Source organism: Pseudarthrobacter sp. L1SW, assembly GCF_020809045.1.
In the GTDB taxonomy this organism is placed as follows: domain Bacteria; phylum Actinomycetota; class Actinomycetes; order Actinomycetales; family Micrococcaceae; genus Arthrobacter.
This window is the reverse complement of sequence record NZ_CP078079.1, coordinates 975,056-988,963: the sequence shown is the minus strand read 5'-3', so window position 1 is coordinate 988,963 and position 13,908 is coordinate 975,056. Positions and strand designations below refer to the sequence as shown.

The following is a 13,908-nucleotide window of genomic DNA, read 5'->3' as shown; positions in this document are numbered from 1 at the left end:
GTTTCATGAGGTGAGGTCCCTGCGTCGGAGGGAGAACGCCGCCACTGCTGTCCCCAGCGCGGCAACGGCGGCCAGGCCCAGCGCCCCGGCCTGGTCGAAGGGCTCCACCGGCATGGCAGAGGAGTGCCGGAACGGACTCGCGTCCTGCAGCCACACCGGCAAGCCAAACAGCTCTCCGAACTCGCCCAGCACCAGGCCGGCCGCGAGCATTCCCCATGCCAGGAGGATGCTGAGCCGGGGTGCCAGCGCGACGGCCGCCGCGGCAGTTGCCAGGAACACGAGCGCTGCGGGAACGTGGGCCAGGGCCGAAGGAACCAGGGACCAGGCCGGACCGCCGGCCGTACTGGAGATGCCAAGGCCGACGGCGGCAACGGCGCCTGCCGTGGCGGAGACGCCGACGGCGGAGACAGCAGCGATGAACACGTTCGCGCCGAGCCAGCGGGTCCGGGATGCCGGCGTGGCAAGCAGTAGTTCGGCCCTGCCCTCCGCCTCTTCTGCCCGCATCCTGAGCACCGCCTGAATGCCTGCAGCCGCAGCAAACACTCCCGCAATGCCGAGCAGGGCAGTTACGAACACGTCGATGAGCCCAGCCTGGCCGCCGGGGACAAGCCGGTCAATGAGCTCCCTGATGGGAGCCACGCCGGACACAGCCTCGGAGACCAGGGGGCCAAGGGCCCCTGCGACCGCACCCAGTACCGCCGCCCCAACGCACCAGCCGGCCAGCGTGGAACGCTGCAGCCGCCATGCCAGGCCCACGAACGATGTGCCTCCCACCCCGGCACGCTCCCTGCCGTTGCGCTGGGGCAGCACGCTGGCGCCCACGTCCCGCCGTCGCCGGATCACCAAGGAAACGGCTCCCAGGGCCACCGCGGCAGCGAGCGGCACCAACAATGCGGACGGATCCGGGCTCGTGAACGGCCGCGAGCGCTGGCCCCAGCCGATGGGCGACAGGAGCGACGGCCAGGCACTTGCCACATGGAGCAGGTCCGCGGCCGGCGTTCCCAGTGCGTCGCCCACACCCCGAAGCAGGTACGCCCCGCCCACGAGGCCTGCCGCGGCCCCGTTCGCGCTCCTGCCCGAGGGCAGCACCTGGGCGGCAACGGCGGCGAGGCCCACGAAAAAGGCGCCGACTGCTCCGACGGCGGCCCCGGCCCCCATGGCGCCGTCACCAGGAATTCCGGCAGCAATGAATCCGCCGGCAACGAACACGGCCAGCACCAGGTTCGCGGCGGCGCCCAGGAGGAGCGTTGCCGCCAGGGACGCTGCCCGCGGTGCCGGGACGGAACCCAGGAGTTCAGCCCGTCCGAGCTCCTCGTCGGAGCGGGTGTGGCGCACCACCAGGAATGTGCTCATCAGGCCGGCCAGGACGGCGGTGAAGGCGTATGCCGAGAAGAAAACCACCGCACCGGTGCCGGTACCGTCTGGCAGGCCGCGGAGGAACAGGAACGCTGGATTTGATGCCGCCACGGCGAGGATGGCCGCCTGCGATGGCTCGTCGCCGAACTGCGTCGCCACGGCAGCCGAGGTGGCAAGGCCAAGCAGCGAGATGCCCAGGATCCAGACTGGCAACGCAAACCTGTCCCGCCTGGCCTGGAACAGGGCCAGTCGCAGCACGCCGCGCATCACCGCACCTCGCTGCTGCTGTTACTGCTGGACTGGCTGCCGCCCCTGCCGGTGCTGTTTCCCCCGCTGCCGCCTTCGCTGTAGTGGCGGAGGAACAGGGACTCCAATGATGGCGGGGCCACCGAGAGGCCGCTGACCCCCGGTTCCGCAATGGCCGCCAACACGGCACCCAGGTACGCGGGATCGGCGTCGAATTCCGCTGTACCGCCGGCGATCCTCACCCCGTGGGCGCCCGGCACCGCCGCCAGCCGCGCGTCGTCGGACAGTCCCATGACGCGGAAGTGCGTGCGCTGCAGGTGCCGGAGTTCACCCAGGGTACCCGTTTCCACGGCCACCCCGGACCGGATGATGGTCAACCGGTCACACAGCTGCTCCACCTCACTGAGGATATGGCTGGACAGCAAAACCGTGGCACCATCCCCTGTTACCCGCGCGATCTGGCGGCGAAACACGGCATCCATCACCGGGTCCAGGCCGGCGCTCGGCTCGTCCAGCAGATACAACCGCGCCGGACGGGCAAAGGCCGCAATCAGGGCAACCTTCTGCCGGTTGCCCCTCGAGTAGGTCCGGGCCTTCTTCCGCGGGTCGAACTCGAATTCCTCGATCAGGTCCCGGCGCAGGCTTTCGTCGGCCCCGCCCCGTAGACCGGTGAGCAGGTCTATGACCTCGCCGCCCGAGAGGTTCGGCCACAGGCTCACGTCGCCCGGAACGTAGGCAACGTCCCGGTGCACCGCCACCGGATCGGCCCATGGATCGAGCCCGAAGACACGGACTGTGCCCGCCGTGGGACGGATAAGCCCCAGCAGGATCCGCAGCGTGGTGGATTTGCCTGCGCCGTTCGGGCCGAGGAAACCGTGGACCTCGCCCGCTGCCACGCTCAGGTTGAGGCCGTCCAGTGCCTTTGTCCTGCCAAAGTCCTTCGCAAGGCCGCGGGTTTCGATGGCAGGTTGTGTTGTTTTCATGAGCGGTCTGCTCCTCGGGTCCGTCACGCGAACGCCCGAGGCGGCGCCGGGGGCGTTCCGCAGGCATTGCCTACGGGCCGACCAGGCTTCCCGGCTCTCCGTTCCACAGCATACAAGCGTCCTGACCGCCGAGGAAGACCGCCCGGTTCCCGCTTCCGGGCGTAGACTGGCGCCACCATTCGAGGCGGAGGCATGAGGCTATGAAGAGCATCCGGGCGCAGGCCTCCGACGTCGAACAGAACGCCACTCTTGGCCAGGGCGGTGACGAGCGGTTTTCCGGGTACGGCGTGATGGGACTGCCCTTCAGTTCAGGCCACGTGCTGGCCATGCGCCGTTTCCCCGTCACCAGCGTTGGGCCCGGCTACAGGTCAGTCTGGCTGCGCCGGCCGTCCGGTTCGTGGACCATCTACGCCGACGCCCCGCCCCAGGTCTCCTGCGCCCGCTACTTCGGCGCCGCCCTCGAATCGGCGGTTGAGTGCCCCATCGAGGTCGCCTGGACGGGCGACGCCGCCCTCAGCGTGCGCGTCGGCGGGGATGTGGGCCTGGCATGGGACGTGGAACTGGGGTCCACTCCAGTTACCCGGGCCATGACGGCGGCCCTGACCTCCCTGCCGGGCCCCGTCCTGGAGAACACGTCAGTCCTCAAGGTCATGGGCGCCGCCTCAGGCCCCGTCCTGCGGGCGGGACGGCTGGGACTGACGGGCGCCGTTCCCAACCGGCAGGGATTCCGCGCCAACCCGCGCCGGATGTGGTTTGTCTCCAGGAGTACCGCGTCACTGGAGGGGGAAGACCTTGGCGCCCCGCACCCCCTGCGCGTCCAGGCCCGCCTGGGCGATTTCTTCATCCCGCAGCGCGGCATTTTCCTGATCGGCGAGTCATCCTTCGACCGGTTCGACCCCGCCCGGCACCTTCCGGCTGCCCCTCGTCAGTAGTATTTCCTGCTGTCATGCTGGGGTGGGCGGTCCCCTGACTCCAGGTGCCCGGACCACGTTTGGGTATCCCGATCGTATTTCCCGCACCGCGTACACCGCCGGCGGAAGGTCCCCTTCGGTTCCTCTTCAAGCAACCAGTGATGCCCCAGATTCAGCTTGCAAAGCAGTGACGTCAGCATGATGAAATCCATCTCAAAAGGCTCGGTGGGAACCGGGCCGGAGCCACCCGAGCCGGCTAAATTCTACGCGCTTGCGGGCGGTGCATCCACAGGAAACTTCCTTCGATCCTCCGGGCGACTATCCGTGGGTCACGGCAGCGCCCAAGAGCGCGAACAGCGTCCCGGCGATCAGCGCCACAAGGACCCGCCTGCCCGTGGGGTAAAACCAGGGGACTACGAAAACGGCCACAGCGAGGATAAGCCCATTGACTGCGCTCAGGCTCGCGGCAATCCACTCGCCGCCGCGCGCCACTCCGAAGCCGCCGCCGCTGCAGCCGCTGACTCCGCACCAGGCAAAGCTTGCCACGAACCACTGCGGCAAACTCAGCAGGACCGCCGCGGGCACCACCCACAGGAGGTTGCGGATCTTGGAATTGACCCCGTGGGCAGGCAGCACCACCTCCCGGGACGGCCCGCGGGCATGGGCTGAAGGAGTCCGTGACCTGCCGTTCCGGAGACCCAGGACCAGCCACCGAAATGCAGCTGCGTTGACTGCCGCAAAACCGAGGTACCCCAGGTAGCGGATGAGCTCCAAAAGGCCCAGCGCACCCAGCCGGAACCCGCCCGGTCCGGTGGACCCGGAATCAAAGAGGCCGATGACGAAGTAGGCCGCCGAGACCGGCAGCGTCAGAACGATCACTGCGAGCATGAGCGCCTGGTGGAACCCTGGTTCCATGCCCACGGCACGGGTGAGCGCGGCAGCACCAACGGCCAGCACCGTCACCAACAAGTAGGTGGCCACCGCAGTCCGGGCCCAGCGCGGCAGAAACGTCGTGTCCCGTCGAGATCCTGTGCGCATGGTCTCCCCCTAACAGCAACCAGTGTACTCAGGCGCCATCTGCCCGCCTTCTATGCCACAAGCCTGGCCACCAGTTCTCCGCGGCTGCCCACGCCCACCTTCTCGTACAGCGACTTCAGGTGGTCATGCACCGTATGAGGCGAGATAAACAGGTGCCGGGCGATGACGGCCGTCGGGCTTCCGGACAGCACCTCCAGGCAGACCTCGCGCTCGCGCGCCGTGACCCCGTAGGCCGCGAGCAGCAGGGTGGCGACATCGTGGGTGGTGGCGGGTTCCACGGTGACCACCATCTGCTGGGGGTCGTCCCCGGTGATCAGCCGGCTGGCCTGCAGCACCACCCAACTGTTCCCGGCGTCGCGCATCCTGGCCCGGGCCGTCCCGGACCTCGAGGCGTGGGCCTGCGCCACCACCGAGTGCAGCGTCATGGTGAAGCGGCCGGGCGCTGCGTCCTCCACCTCGGCCAGCCAGGCCGCGGCGGCGGAGGTGGCCGCGCGCAGCTCGCCGTGCAGCCCGGCCAGGACAATGACGGGCCCGACGGCGGCGGGCCCCGGCGGGTGCGCGGCGCGGACAGCGATCCTGGTGGCCGCCGCAAGAGTGGCGGTCACGGCGCCCAGGAAGTCCACCTCTCTGTCCGTGAAGTCCTGCCCGCCATCCCTGAAAATGCTGCCGACTCCCCAGCACGCCTCGTCCACCCGGAAGGCGGCCCGCAGTTCGTGTTCCAGGCCCTGGGGCTTGAGCAGGTCGTTGATCCGGACGCTGCGGACCACCTCGCGGTGCGGGGCGTCGGACATCCGGGCGATGGGCCGCGGGCGGCGCAGCAGCTCGGCGAAGTTGTTCGGTTCCGTGCCCGTGTATTCACATTCGGCGAAGCGGGCCGAGTACTCCCCGTACCCCCGCTCGCCCACCGGCCACGGCTTCCAGTTGGTCACGGACGTCATCGCCAGGGAGTCGGGGTCGACGCCGGCCCAGCAGCCCTGCTCGAACGGCACCGTGCGCTGCACGACAGCGAGCGCCGACGCGTAGAGGTCCGCCAAGCTCATTCCGTTGACGGCCAGGGCGGCGATTTCCCGCCGGGCACGCTCAGCGCGCTCCTCCCACATAGCTCCAGTATCCGCCCGCCAGGTGCCGGCGCAATCCCCTAAAGTGGGGGTTCCTCCAGCACCCCGCAACCCTCGGCGAGGGGATCGCCGCCGCTGGTCCCGGCGTCGTACTTTTTTCCTTATGAACGCCGTATCCCAGGTCTTCGCGGTACTCGCCGCGGTCATCTACATCGCGGTGTTCCCGCTGGAAAGCTTCCTGATGCACCGGCCGGGGGCACAAAAGTTCCTGAGCACCCCGCCGCAGAACGTTCCGGCCGTGATGATGTGGGCCATCCCCACCGGGTTCCGCAACCTGGTGATCGGCCTGGGAGTCCTCGCCGGGGTGGTGGCCGTGAACACCGGCTACGTGGTGGTGGGCTACACCCTGGTGATCTACTGCTGCGCGAACATGGTGCTGACCGCTCCGGCCATGTTCCTGGCGGACATGCAGGGCCACTACCCAAGGAAGGGCGACAGCATCCCCGGCACCGTCGGCGCCACGGTGCCGGCGCTGATAGCCCTGGTTGCGCTGCCGTTCTGAAGGGTAGCCCAGCTCATTGACAGCCCACTTGCCGCCGACGTGCAATTAAATTGGCTCCAGCAAGCAGCCGAAGCCAAACCCACGAAGCGGCCTCCGCTTCCGTGAGGCCGCCCAAAAATTGGAGGTCCACAATGGGACAGGCACGTGAAGTCATGGATCGCCTGAACAAGGCCATGGAAACAAAAGACAAAGAGGCACTGGCACGCAGCTACGCCACCGACGCCGTGGCCCACACCCCCGATAAGGGAGAGCTCCGCGGGCGCGACGCCATCACCGGATACCTGATGGAATTCTGGGAAGCCATGCCCGACGTCCGGTACGACCAGACGGGACGATACGAGGCCGGCAACGTGGCCATCGATGAAGGCATCGTCATCGGAACCAACACCGGTCCATTGCGCATGCCGTCCGGCGAAACCCTTCAGCCCACTGGCAAGGAACTCAGGGTCCACAGCTGCGACGTCGCCACGGTTGAGGACGGGGAGATCACTTCCCACCACTTCTACTTCGACCAGGTGGAGTTCCTGGCACAGCTCGGACTGATGCGCGAGTTGTCATCGCACTGATCTGTCCTTAAATGACGGAGGGGGCGCCCAGACGCCCCCTCCGCGATTGTTACCTGCCTACCGGTCTACGGATCCGTGAAGATCCACAGGCCGCTATCCCTGTCGCTGCCCAGGACGTAGGTCACGCCGTCCTCGCCAACAAAGGTTTCCACTCCCCAGAAGTCGTTTCCTGCCGGATCCAGGTAGCCGCCGACTTCCACCAGTTCGCAGGTGGTGTTGTCGGCAGGGTCCGTGCACTGGATCTGGACCGCCCGAAGGCCACCGGAGTAGTACGAGAGGTAGGCCAGCGAAGGATCCTGCGGGTCAACGGCCACCTCGTGAACGCTGAGGTCCCCGGAAGTGAGCGCGTGGGCAGGATCGTGCGCTTCAGGGATGGCGAACGTGTCCAGCTCCTGCAGGGTGGCCGCGTCCAGGAGGTGGACGTAGCCCCAGCCGTCGAAGACCGACCCCACTTCAATGTCCGCTCCCACTGTGCCGATGGAAAGGTTCTCGGGGTAGGTCCACGGCGCATCCAGCGGTGCCAGGTCGAACAGCCGGTGGAATGCAGCGTGGGTGGTGCAGACCGCAACGATCTCGTCCTCGAACCCGCCTGAACCACAGAATGGCTCACCCGGAGCAGCCTCACCCGTGTGGTGGTTGACGAAGAGCACCGCGTCCCAGCCGGCAAGGGCTGCCGCGTGCGCCTTCTCCCCCGGGAAACACGCCCCTTCCGGGGCACTGGGGTCACCGACCGGCCCCCGTTGCAGCACCAGGGTGGTTTCCTCCCCGGGAGTCAGCGATTCCACGTACCCCGGAATGCTCTCCGGGGTGGGGACAGCTGCGGAGTCGGGGCACGCATAGCCGCCGTACACCACGGGCCCATTCAGGGTCAGGTCCTCCAGGATGGCGGGTGCCTGGCCGCCGGAAACCATCACCGAGGGGTAGGTGCCCTGGTGGGCCCCGCTGGTGATCTTGAAATCGTCAGTGCGGTACGGGGCGAAGTCCTCATCCGTGCTGATGATGAACCGGTTGTCCGCCGTGAACTCCGCCTGGTGCCCGTTGCCCTCGGGCGTGAGGGACACTCCCAGGGATTCAAGCAGCTGGGGGTCCACAGCTGCGAACTCCGAGTCCCCGAGGAACACCGCATTGGCAGGATCATCGACATTCAGGAGCACGTAGCCGCCGTCCCAGTAGGAAAGCAGCATTATGAAATGGCCGTTGATTTCCTTGACCACCATGTCATGAAGGAAAGAATCGGTAAGCCCCAGCTCCGGCTGGTCTACGTTGAACGTATTCAGGTCATACTCCGCGACCAGCCGGGGACGGTGCGGGTTGGTGATGTCGAGGATGTCCACGTCGGTGGCCTCCTCGTTGTCGGTCATCACCACGTAGGCCTTGTCACCTGCGTCCCAGGCGAAGACGCTGTGGATTTCGTTGGAATCCCGGCTGCCCGGGGCGCGGTCGCCGAAGTTCTCGGACAGCTTCTTCGGGTTGAGCGGGTCCGTGACGTCGAAGAGGGATACGCCGCCCTTGCCGTTCTTCCCGCACGCCTCGTTGTTCACCACAAGGACTTCACCGGTGAAGCTTGCGGTGCTGATGTTGACTACCTGCAGGCCCTCGCCCGGGCGCGAGTCCTGGTGCGAGGGGATGAATCCCACCTGTTTGGGTTCCGCTCCGGCCGAGCCCTGGTCCACGCCCGTGATGTCCACGATGTAGACGCCGGCATCCGGGCTGGTCTGTCCCCCCGTTTCCGGTCCGGCACAGTCAGGCTCCCCCCAGTTGGCAAGGAAGGCGGTGTTTCCGTCCGGCGAGACACTCACATCTGCGATCAGGTCAGGGGTGTTTGTCAGGCGGACAGTATCCACCAGATTAATCTTCCCGAACTCCCCGGTCCCGGTGAGATGCCCCTCGTCCATGCCGTGCTGGCCGTCCGGGTGGGCGGTGGCGCCCGAGAGTCCCATTGCGGATAGTGCCAGGGTACTTAGTGCTGCAAAAACAACCGATCTACTGCGTTGTGGCATGCTTTGCCTCCAGCTGAATTTTTTCTTTGGCCCCCCAATGGCGCCCAGCCTAAGCCTGGAATTATTCCAATGTCTAGGGAATATTCAGGTTTCTTTCAGGTTCATCATTTATAAGACCAAAAACGCTTGTTAGAGACTCCTGTCGTCAAGGCTGCTAGAGGCCTGTCAACGGACACGCTGACAAACGAAAGCCGTGGATACCTTCGAATGGGAAGGTATCCACGGCTTCACGTTCAGCCCGTGGTCTGTTTAGCGACCAGTCGCCCTCGGACCCTACTTGTCACACCCGATGCCGTCGCCATCCCTGTCGAGGTGCTTTCCATAACCCGGCGTGCCGGCATACACCGGTGCTGCTCCTGCCGCCCGGGCAGCAGTGCAGTTGGCGTAGTAGACCGACGACGGCGCCGGCGCAGCAGGTGCCGGAGCGGGAGCGGGCTTTGCGGCCTGCTGTGCAGCCTGCGCAGCTGCTGCCTCCGCCGCCTTCTGTGCTGCAGCCTGTTCGGCCGCCAGTTGCGCGGCGGCCTGGTCCGCTGCCGCCTTATCGGCCGCGGCTTTCTCGGCAGCAGCCTGTTCAGCGGCAGCCTTCTCTGCTGCGGCTTTCTCTGCTGCAGCCTTCTCCGCCGCAATCTTTTCAAGGGACGCGGCGCCGAGGTGCACGGTGGAGCCCTTCGGCACGCTTGCACTGTTTGCGGGGTCTTGGGAGGTCACCTGCCAGTTCTTCTTGAGGATGATCGACTTGCCGTCGATGGTGTCCACAGCCTCGACCTTGAGCCCGAGATCTTCCAACTGATCCGCTGCCTTATCCAGGGTCAGGCCCGTAACCACCGGAACCGTGACGGCTTCTGCAACCGCAGCAACAGCAGTTGCCGTCTCTGTAGCCTGCACAGCTGCCTGCTTGCTGCCGCACCCGGTCAGCATTAGCCCTGCCAGCACAACTAGTGTCAGTGTCTTTTTCATTTTTTCCCCCTAGGAATATTCGTGATGGTGATGCTGACGGGGCGCTGGGCCCCGGGATTTTGGGCGGCTACTCGCAGGCAACGCCGTCGGAATCGCGGTCCAGCCCGGCCCGGTAGCCTGCCTGCCCGGCAAAGAGCGGCGCGGCACCGGCGGCCCGGGCCGCGGCACAGTTGGCGTAGTAGGCGGCCGCAGGTGCAGGCGCAACAGGAGCTGGCGCCGGCACCACAGCCGGGGCAGGCGCTGGCGCAACGGGAGCAGGAGCAACCGGGGCCGGCGCCGCCACTACCGGTGCGGGTTCGGCGGCCGGCGCGGGAGCCGGCGCTGGGGCGACAGGTGCCTCCTGGTTCGTGGGCGCCAGCTGGCCCGAACAGTCGGCCAGGATCCTGGCCATCGTGTCGTGCTCCGCCTGGGTGACCCACAGGCTGTACGTCGCCTTCACGGAAATCTGCCGGGCAACGTACTCGCAGCGGAAGCCCTTGTTCGGCGGCAGCCAGGTTGCGGCGTCGCCGTCGCCCTTTTTCATGTTGGTGGGGCCGTCCGTGGACTGAAGGTTCAGCGGATCATTGGCAAAAGCGGTCCGCTGTTCAGTGGTGAGCTGCTGGGCGCCCTTCTGCCACGCGTCGCTGAGGGCAACAACGTGGTCGATCTGCACCTTGCTGCTGGTCCCGCTCCCCCGCAGGAAGCTGATGGTGGTGCCCGTGTAGGGGTCCGCCAGCGTCCCCGACTGTACCTTGCAGGGCACGCTGTTGGTGTAGCTGATGCGCGTGAGGTCCCGCTTTAGCATGTCATTGCGGGTGTCACAGCCATTGCGGTCCACATCCAGCCATGCCTGCCCGAAGAGCGCCCGGTCGTAGCCCGTCTTGGGCGCCCGGCCCTTGATGGGAAGGGTGGCCAGAAGGTCGATCGCCTTGGTAGCGAAAGCGGGCTGTGTCTTCGGGGCCGCCACCGCCGCGGCCTGCGCCAGCGTGCCCGGGGTCTCGGGATCCAGCGGTGCGCCCGTTTCCTGGCCCGCGGGAGCGGACGACGGCGAAGGCGCGGCTTTGGCAGTTGCGCTCACCGCCGTGGCGGTGGGCGACGTGGTGGCTTCCGATGAGGCAGCCTTCAGGCCGGCAGGGCTCCCGCAGCCGGCGAGGGCCGGAAAAACCAGAAGCGCGCTGACCCCTGCTGCGGCGAGGATGGAAGCGCGCCGCCTGCGCTGTTGTTTTCGCACCGGAGTTGATGGTGCTGGCCTGATGAAGCCCCCGAAATCCGACATTTTCCCCCCACGTAAAAAGGCCCGGCACTAAGCCGGGCCCTTTGCTAAGCCAAAACTGGTATGGCAAAAACGTAATTCCCCGGGCCACAGAGGCGGCCGAAACTGGGGAGAACCTGCGCCAACTTTGATCAAGGCTTGATGGTTCTTGTCGCACGGTGGATTCGGCGCTTAACAATCGCTGCGGCGTGTGGCCACACTGTTATCAGGGCACCGGCTGATCCGGGGGCTCCTGGACCTCCCGCTCAATGAGGGCCTTCAGGTTGGCGAGCTCCTTGCGCGCAACGGTCCTGGTGACGATCCGGCGCGGCGGAACGGCGGCAAGCACCGTGGTCCGGGCAGTGCCCGGACCACGGCCTGACGAGTATGTGGACCCCGGCTGGTCCCCTTTGCCATGGACTTCCGGGGTGACAGGCGAGCCCGTCTGCCACTCCGGCAGCCGGGACGGGTCAACATAGGTCTTCCAGACGTCCACAGGCGTGGCCTTAATCGACACCGAGCATTCCAGGGTGCCCATGCAGTCCACCTCCTGTTGGGCAAAACCCGCGCGGGCACCGTGCGCGCGCGGGCTTATACCCGTGGTTATGCGCGCTGGGAAAGGTTGAGGATGTTTCCCTCGCTGTCCAGGAACCAAGCGGCCTTCCCCCACGAGTCGGTCGCGATTCCGTTCTCCGTCTTCAGGCCGGGGAAGTCGTAGTCTTCGAATTTGACGCCACGGGCTTTCAGATCCTCCATCTCGCGTTCGAGGTTGTCCGTCTCCCAGCCAATCTGGGTGTTCTTGGCCGTCCCCGCATTTTCTGTCTGATACAGCAGGAAGGACGTTCCGTTGCCACAGCGGTACACCAGGCTGTCATTCTCGATCGACTCCGCCGGTTCGAGCCCGAGTTTGTCGCTGTAGAACTCCTTCGCCCTCGCGATGTCCTTTGCAGGAAGGACGGCCATAGCTGCTAAATCCTTGAGCATGATGATTCCTTTAGGCAGTGTTTCGCTTTGATGGCGCTGCTCTCCCCCTTGGTGCCGCCCGGAACGTCCGTGTCCGGGCCGCGTGGCCGCCGGTTCCGCCTGCCCTGCGCAGCCACCCAGGACTCTCGAACGCCCCGCCAGCCGTCATTGGCGCGAGGGTCCCCGAAGCCTATGTGGCCATTATGGAACCGAACTGTTCCCACGGAAATAGGGGATTGCTACCGCGTCTTGGAGTGTCCCGGCGCAGGCTTAAGGCCCTTGGCGTAGGCGGCCTGCCCCACGTGCTGGAGGCAGTCCGCGAGGGTGCTCACCAGCCGCACTCCGAGTGTGACGGGCGGATCCCACCGGGTATCCACGACGCGGTCCAGGTCCCGGTCCGCGACGCCCTGCAGGAATTCCACGGTCCGCCGGTGGACGGCGTCGTAGTACTCCAGCAGCAGCTCCGGCCCGGCCTGCACGGCGTCCACCTGTTCGGTGGAGTGGCCGTAGCCGGTGTCGCGGGGGTGCAGCGGAAGCCCGAAGCGGCCCACGAAGTCCTGGGCCTTCCAAACCTGTTCGCCGCCGGCGACGTCGGCCACCTGCGCATCCTCCACGCGGCCCAGGTGCCAGATCAGCCAGGCAATCGAGTTTCCGGTGCCGCCGGGCCGCCAGGCCAGCGCCCCGCCGTCGAGCCCTTCAAGGGTGGACTCCACGTTCTCGCGGATCCGGCCGAAGGCGTCCAGCAGCAGTTCGTTGGTCTTCACAGGTCCCTCCCTGACGACGATGAGCAGCCACGATACACCCTGTACTTTTTTGACCCCCTGCACGCCGCGCAGCGGTGCTGAACCGGCTGTCCTAGTGCCCCAGGCTCCTGGCGAACCGGCCGATCGCATCCTCCGGCGTCGGGGCGGGTCCGAACACTTCAGCCTGGCGCGACGTGTCCGCGACGTATTTGCCCGTCTCGAACCAAGCCAGCATGGACGTCATGTCCTTGACCAGCGGAACGAAGGGCCCCAACACTTTGCCCGCGGCGTTGATAAGCAGTGACGGCACTGAGCGCACACGGACCGGTTCTCCGGCAATGGTCGAAACGATGCCCGCGACGTCCTGCATGCTGACTGGCCGGTCCCACCCGATGTCGATGCGTTCACCGTCGGCGACGTCCGCGTCGACGGCCTCCCCGAGGTAACCGGCGAGGTCGGAGGTGAGGACGAAAGTCAGGGGGACGGTCGCGGTACCCAACCAGGTGAGTCGCTTCTTTTCGAACGGGTCACCGCCAAACTGGGTGACCTGGTCAAAAAAAGCTCCGGGGCGGAGAGAGACAAACGGGACGCCCAGTTGCTCCAGCCTGTCCTCCGCCTGCTTCTTGTGCCAGAAGTGCGGGACGTTTGGCGTCTGGTCCGATGTGAGGATGCTGGTAAGGACGAAACGCCGGACCTCGGTCCGGCTCGCAGCGATGGCGAGGTTGGTGTTTCCGACCGTGTCGATTTCCAGGGCACGTTTGTCGCGGCGGGTATATCCGGCCGCCGTGGTGATGACTGCATCCACCCCTGTCATTGCTGCGATGAGGGAGTCAAAGTCGAGCATATCGCCGCGGGCAATTTCGGCACCTTTGGCCTTGAGCTTGCTCGCGTCCGATCCGGGGCGGACCAGGGCGCGGACACTTTTGCTCCTGGCCAGCAGTTCATCAACCACCTTGCCGCCGAGGTGGCCCGTGCCGCCAACGACGAGGACAGGCTTGGCGTTAGTCATGGGGACGCTCCTTGGTGCAGCGTGGGCTGGCCGGGAAGAGCGATGTTTGGGAAATGCGTAAACCAAGCAAAGCCCGGCCAGTCCGGGGCAAGGTCTTCTAGCTGAGATCGGGATTCCTCCTCGAATATATCGTGCGGCGGGTTGCCCGGCGAGGGGCGGAGCCTGCCTTCCGTGCGCCGGTTTCCTCCACCACCATGTGCCGTTCACCATGCGTTAGGCGCCCCGATGCCCGGGCTTCCTACCCTCACAGTGACGAACGGCCGGAACCCGGCCGCAAAATTGCAG

At 66.4% G+C, this 13,908-nt stretch carries 14 protein-coding genes; 3 read left to right on the top strand and 11 right to left on the bottom strand.

Annotated elements, in window-relative coordinates; genetic code table 11:
- Nucleotides 1-3: 3 nt before the first annotated feature.
- Both KTR40_RS04655 and KTR40_RS04650 read right to left on the bottom strand, forming a co-directional pair.
- Entirely contained in the window at nt 4-1,623 is a 1,620-nt protein-coding gene (locus KTR40_RS04655; RefSeq protein WP_228405417.1) for an ABC transporter permease, read from the bottom strand.
- On the bottom strand, nt 1,623-2,585 hold the full coding sequence (locus KTR40_RS04650; RefSeq protein ID WP_228405416.1) for an ABC transporter ATP-binding protein: 963 nt from the start codon (nt 2,583-2,585) through the stop codon (nt 1,623-1,625). The genes KTR40_RS04655 and KTR40_RS04650 overlap by 1 nt, the downstream gene beginning before the upstream one ends.
- A 200-nt stretch (nt 2,586-2,785) precedes the next feature.
- On the opposite strand from KTR40_RS04650, the gene KTR40_RS04645 reads away from it, so the two are divergent.
- The gene (locus KTR40_RS04645) at nt 2,786-3,517 is read left to right on the top strand and encodes a hypothetical protein (RefSeq protein WP_228405415.1); all 732 of its coding nucleotides are present in this window, start codon (nt 2,786-2,788) and stop codon (nt 3,515-3,517) included.
- A 297-nt stretch (nt 3,518-3,814) separates the two neighbouring features.
- Here KTR40_RS04645 and KTR40_RS04640 read toward each other — a convergent pair whose 3' ends face one another.
- Both KTR40_RS04640 and KTR40_RS04635 read right to left on the bottom strand, forming a co-directional pair.
- On the bottom strand, nt 3,815-4,534 hold the full coding sequence (locus KTR40_RS04640; protein WP_228405414.1) for a hypothetical protein: 720 nt from the start codon (nt 4,532-4,534) through the stop codon (nt 3,815-3,817).
- 50 nt (nt 4,535-4,584) lie between these two features.
- Nucleotides 4,585-5,634, bottom strand: coding sequence for a helix-turn-helix transcriptional regulator (locus KTR40_RS04635; protein ID WP_228405413.1), 1,050 nt, complete (start codon nt 5,632-5,634; stop codon nt 4,585-4,587).
- Nucleotides 5,635-5,755: 121 nt separating this feature from the next.
- Here KTR40_RS04635 and KTR40_RS04630 point away from each other — a divergent pair, with 121 nt between their 5' ends.
- Together KTR40_RS04630 and KTR40_RS04625 are read left to right on the top strand one after the other, a co-directional pair.
- On the top strand, nt 5,756-6,154 hold the full coding sequence (locus KTR40_RS04630) for a DUF1304 domain-containing protein (protein ID WP_228405412.1): 399 nt from the start codon (nt 5,756-5,758) through the stop codon (nt 6,152-6,154).
- A 131-nt stretch (nt 6,155-6,285) separates the two neighbouring features.
- Entirely contained in the window at nt 6,286-6,720 is a 435-nt protein-coding gene (locus KTR40_RS04625; protein ID WP_139028275.1) for an ester cyclase, read from the top strand.
- A gap of 65 nt (nt 6,721-6,785) precedes the next feature.
- On the opposite strand, the gene KTR40_RS04620 is transcribed toward KTR40_RS04625, so the two are convergent.
- From KTR40_RS04620 to KTR40_RS04590, 7 genes are all read right to left on the bottom strand, one after another.
- On the bottom strand, nt 6,786-8,660 hold the full coding sequence (locus KTR40_RS04620; protein ID WP_228405411.1) for an LVIVD repeat-containing protein: 1,875 nt from the start codon (nt 8,658-8,660) through the stop codon (nt 6,786-6,788).
- Between the two features lie 333 nt (nt 8,661-8,993).
- Entirely contained in the window at nt 8,994-9,677 is a 684-nt protein-coding gene (locus KTR40_RS04615; protein ID WP_228405410.1) for an excalibur calcium-binding domain-containing protein, read from the bottom strand.
- 67 nt (nt 9,678-9,744) lie between these two features.
- Complete coding sequence (locus KTR40_RS04610) at nt 9,745-10,887, bottom strand: DUF1524 domain-containing protein (protein ID WP_228405409.1); 1,143 nt, start codon at nt 10,885-10,887, stop codon at nt 9,745-9,747.
- A gap of 247 nt (nt 10,888-11,134) precedes the next feature.
- A complete protein-coding gene (locus tag KTR40_RS04605; RefSeq protein WP_228405408.1) occupies nt 11,135-11,446 on the bottom strand; it encodes an SRPBCC family protein in 312 nt (103 codons plus the stop codon).
- 65 nt (nt 11,447-11,511) lie between these two features.
- Nucleotides 11,512-11,892: a VOC family protein gene (locus KTR40_RS04600; RefSeq protein ID WP_139028271.1), complete on the bottom strand. Its 381-nt coding sequence runs from the start codon at nt 11,890-11,892 to the stop codon at nt 11,512-11,514.
- A 218-nt stretch (nt 11,893-12,110) separates the two neighbouring features.
- The gene (locus KTR40_RS04595; RefSeq protein ID WP_228405407.1) at nt 12,111-12,635 is read right to left on the bottom strand and encodes a DinB family protein; all 525 of its coding nucleotides are present in this window, start codon (nt 12,633-12,635) and stop codon (nt 12,111-12,113) included.
- A 91-nt stretch (nt 12,636-12,726) separates the two neighbouring features.
- Complete coding sequence (locus KTR40_RS04590) at nt 12,727-13,623, bottom strand: SDR family oxidoreductase (protein ID WP_228405406.1); 897 nt, start codon at nt 13,621-13,623, stop codon at nt 12,727-12,729.
- Nucleotides 13,624-13,908 lie beyond the last annotated feature (285 nt).

Bases quoted from the DNA above. Each gene is read 5' to 3' on its own strand.
- KTR40_RS04640 (WP_228405414.1), bottom strand. From the start codon at position 4,534: ATGCGCACAGGATCTCGACGGGACACGACGTTTCTGCCGCGCTGGGCC.
- KTR40_RS04635 (WP_228405413.1), bottom strand. From the start codon at position 5,634: ATGTGGGAGGAGCGCGCTGAGCGTGCCCGGCGGGAAATCGCCGCCCTG.
- KTR40_RS04590 (WP_228405406.1), bottom strand. From the start codon at position 13,623: ATGACTAACGCCAAGCCTGTCCTCGTCGTTGGCGGCACGGGCCACCTC.
- KTR40_RS04630 (WP_228405412.1), top strand. From the start codon at position 5,756: ATGAACGCCGTATCCCAGGTCTTCGCGGTACTCGCCGCGGTCATCTAC.
- KTR40_RS04600 (WP_139028271.1), bottom strand. From the start codon at position 11,892: ATGCTCAAGGATTTAGCAGCTATGGCCGTCCTTCCTGCAAAGGACATC.
- KTR40_RS04620 (WP_228405411.1), bottom strand. From the start codon at position 8,660: ATGGGACTCTCGGGCGCCACCGCCCACCCGGACGGCCAGCACGGCATG.
- KTR40_RS04605 (WP_228405408.1), bottom strand. From the start codon at position 11,446: ATGGGCACCCTGGAATGCTCGGTGTCGATTAAGGCCACGCCTGTGGAC.
- KTR40_RS04615 (WP_228405410.1), bottom strand. From the start codon at position 9,677: ATGAAAAAGACACTGACACTAGTTGTGCTGGCAGGGCTAATGCTGACC.
- KTR40_RS04650 (WP_228405416.1), bottom strand. From the start codon at position 2,585: ATGAAAACAACACAACCTGCCATCGAAACCCGCGGCCTTGCGAAGGAC.
- KTR40_RS04625 (WP_139028275.1), top strand. From the start codon at position 6,286: ATGGGACAGGCACGTGAAGTCATGGATCGCCTGAACAAGGCCATGGAA.
- KTR40_RS04655 (WP_228405417.1), bottom strand. From the start codon at position 1,623: ATGCGCGGCGTGCTGCGACTGGCCCTGTTCCAGGCCAGGCGGGACAGG.
- KTR40_RS04645 (WP_228405415.1), top strand. From the start codon at position 2,786: ATGAAGAGCATCCGGGCGCAGGCCTCCGACGTCGAACAGAACGCCACT.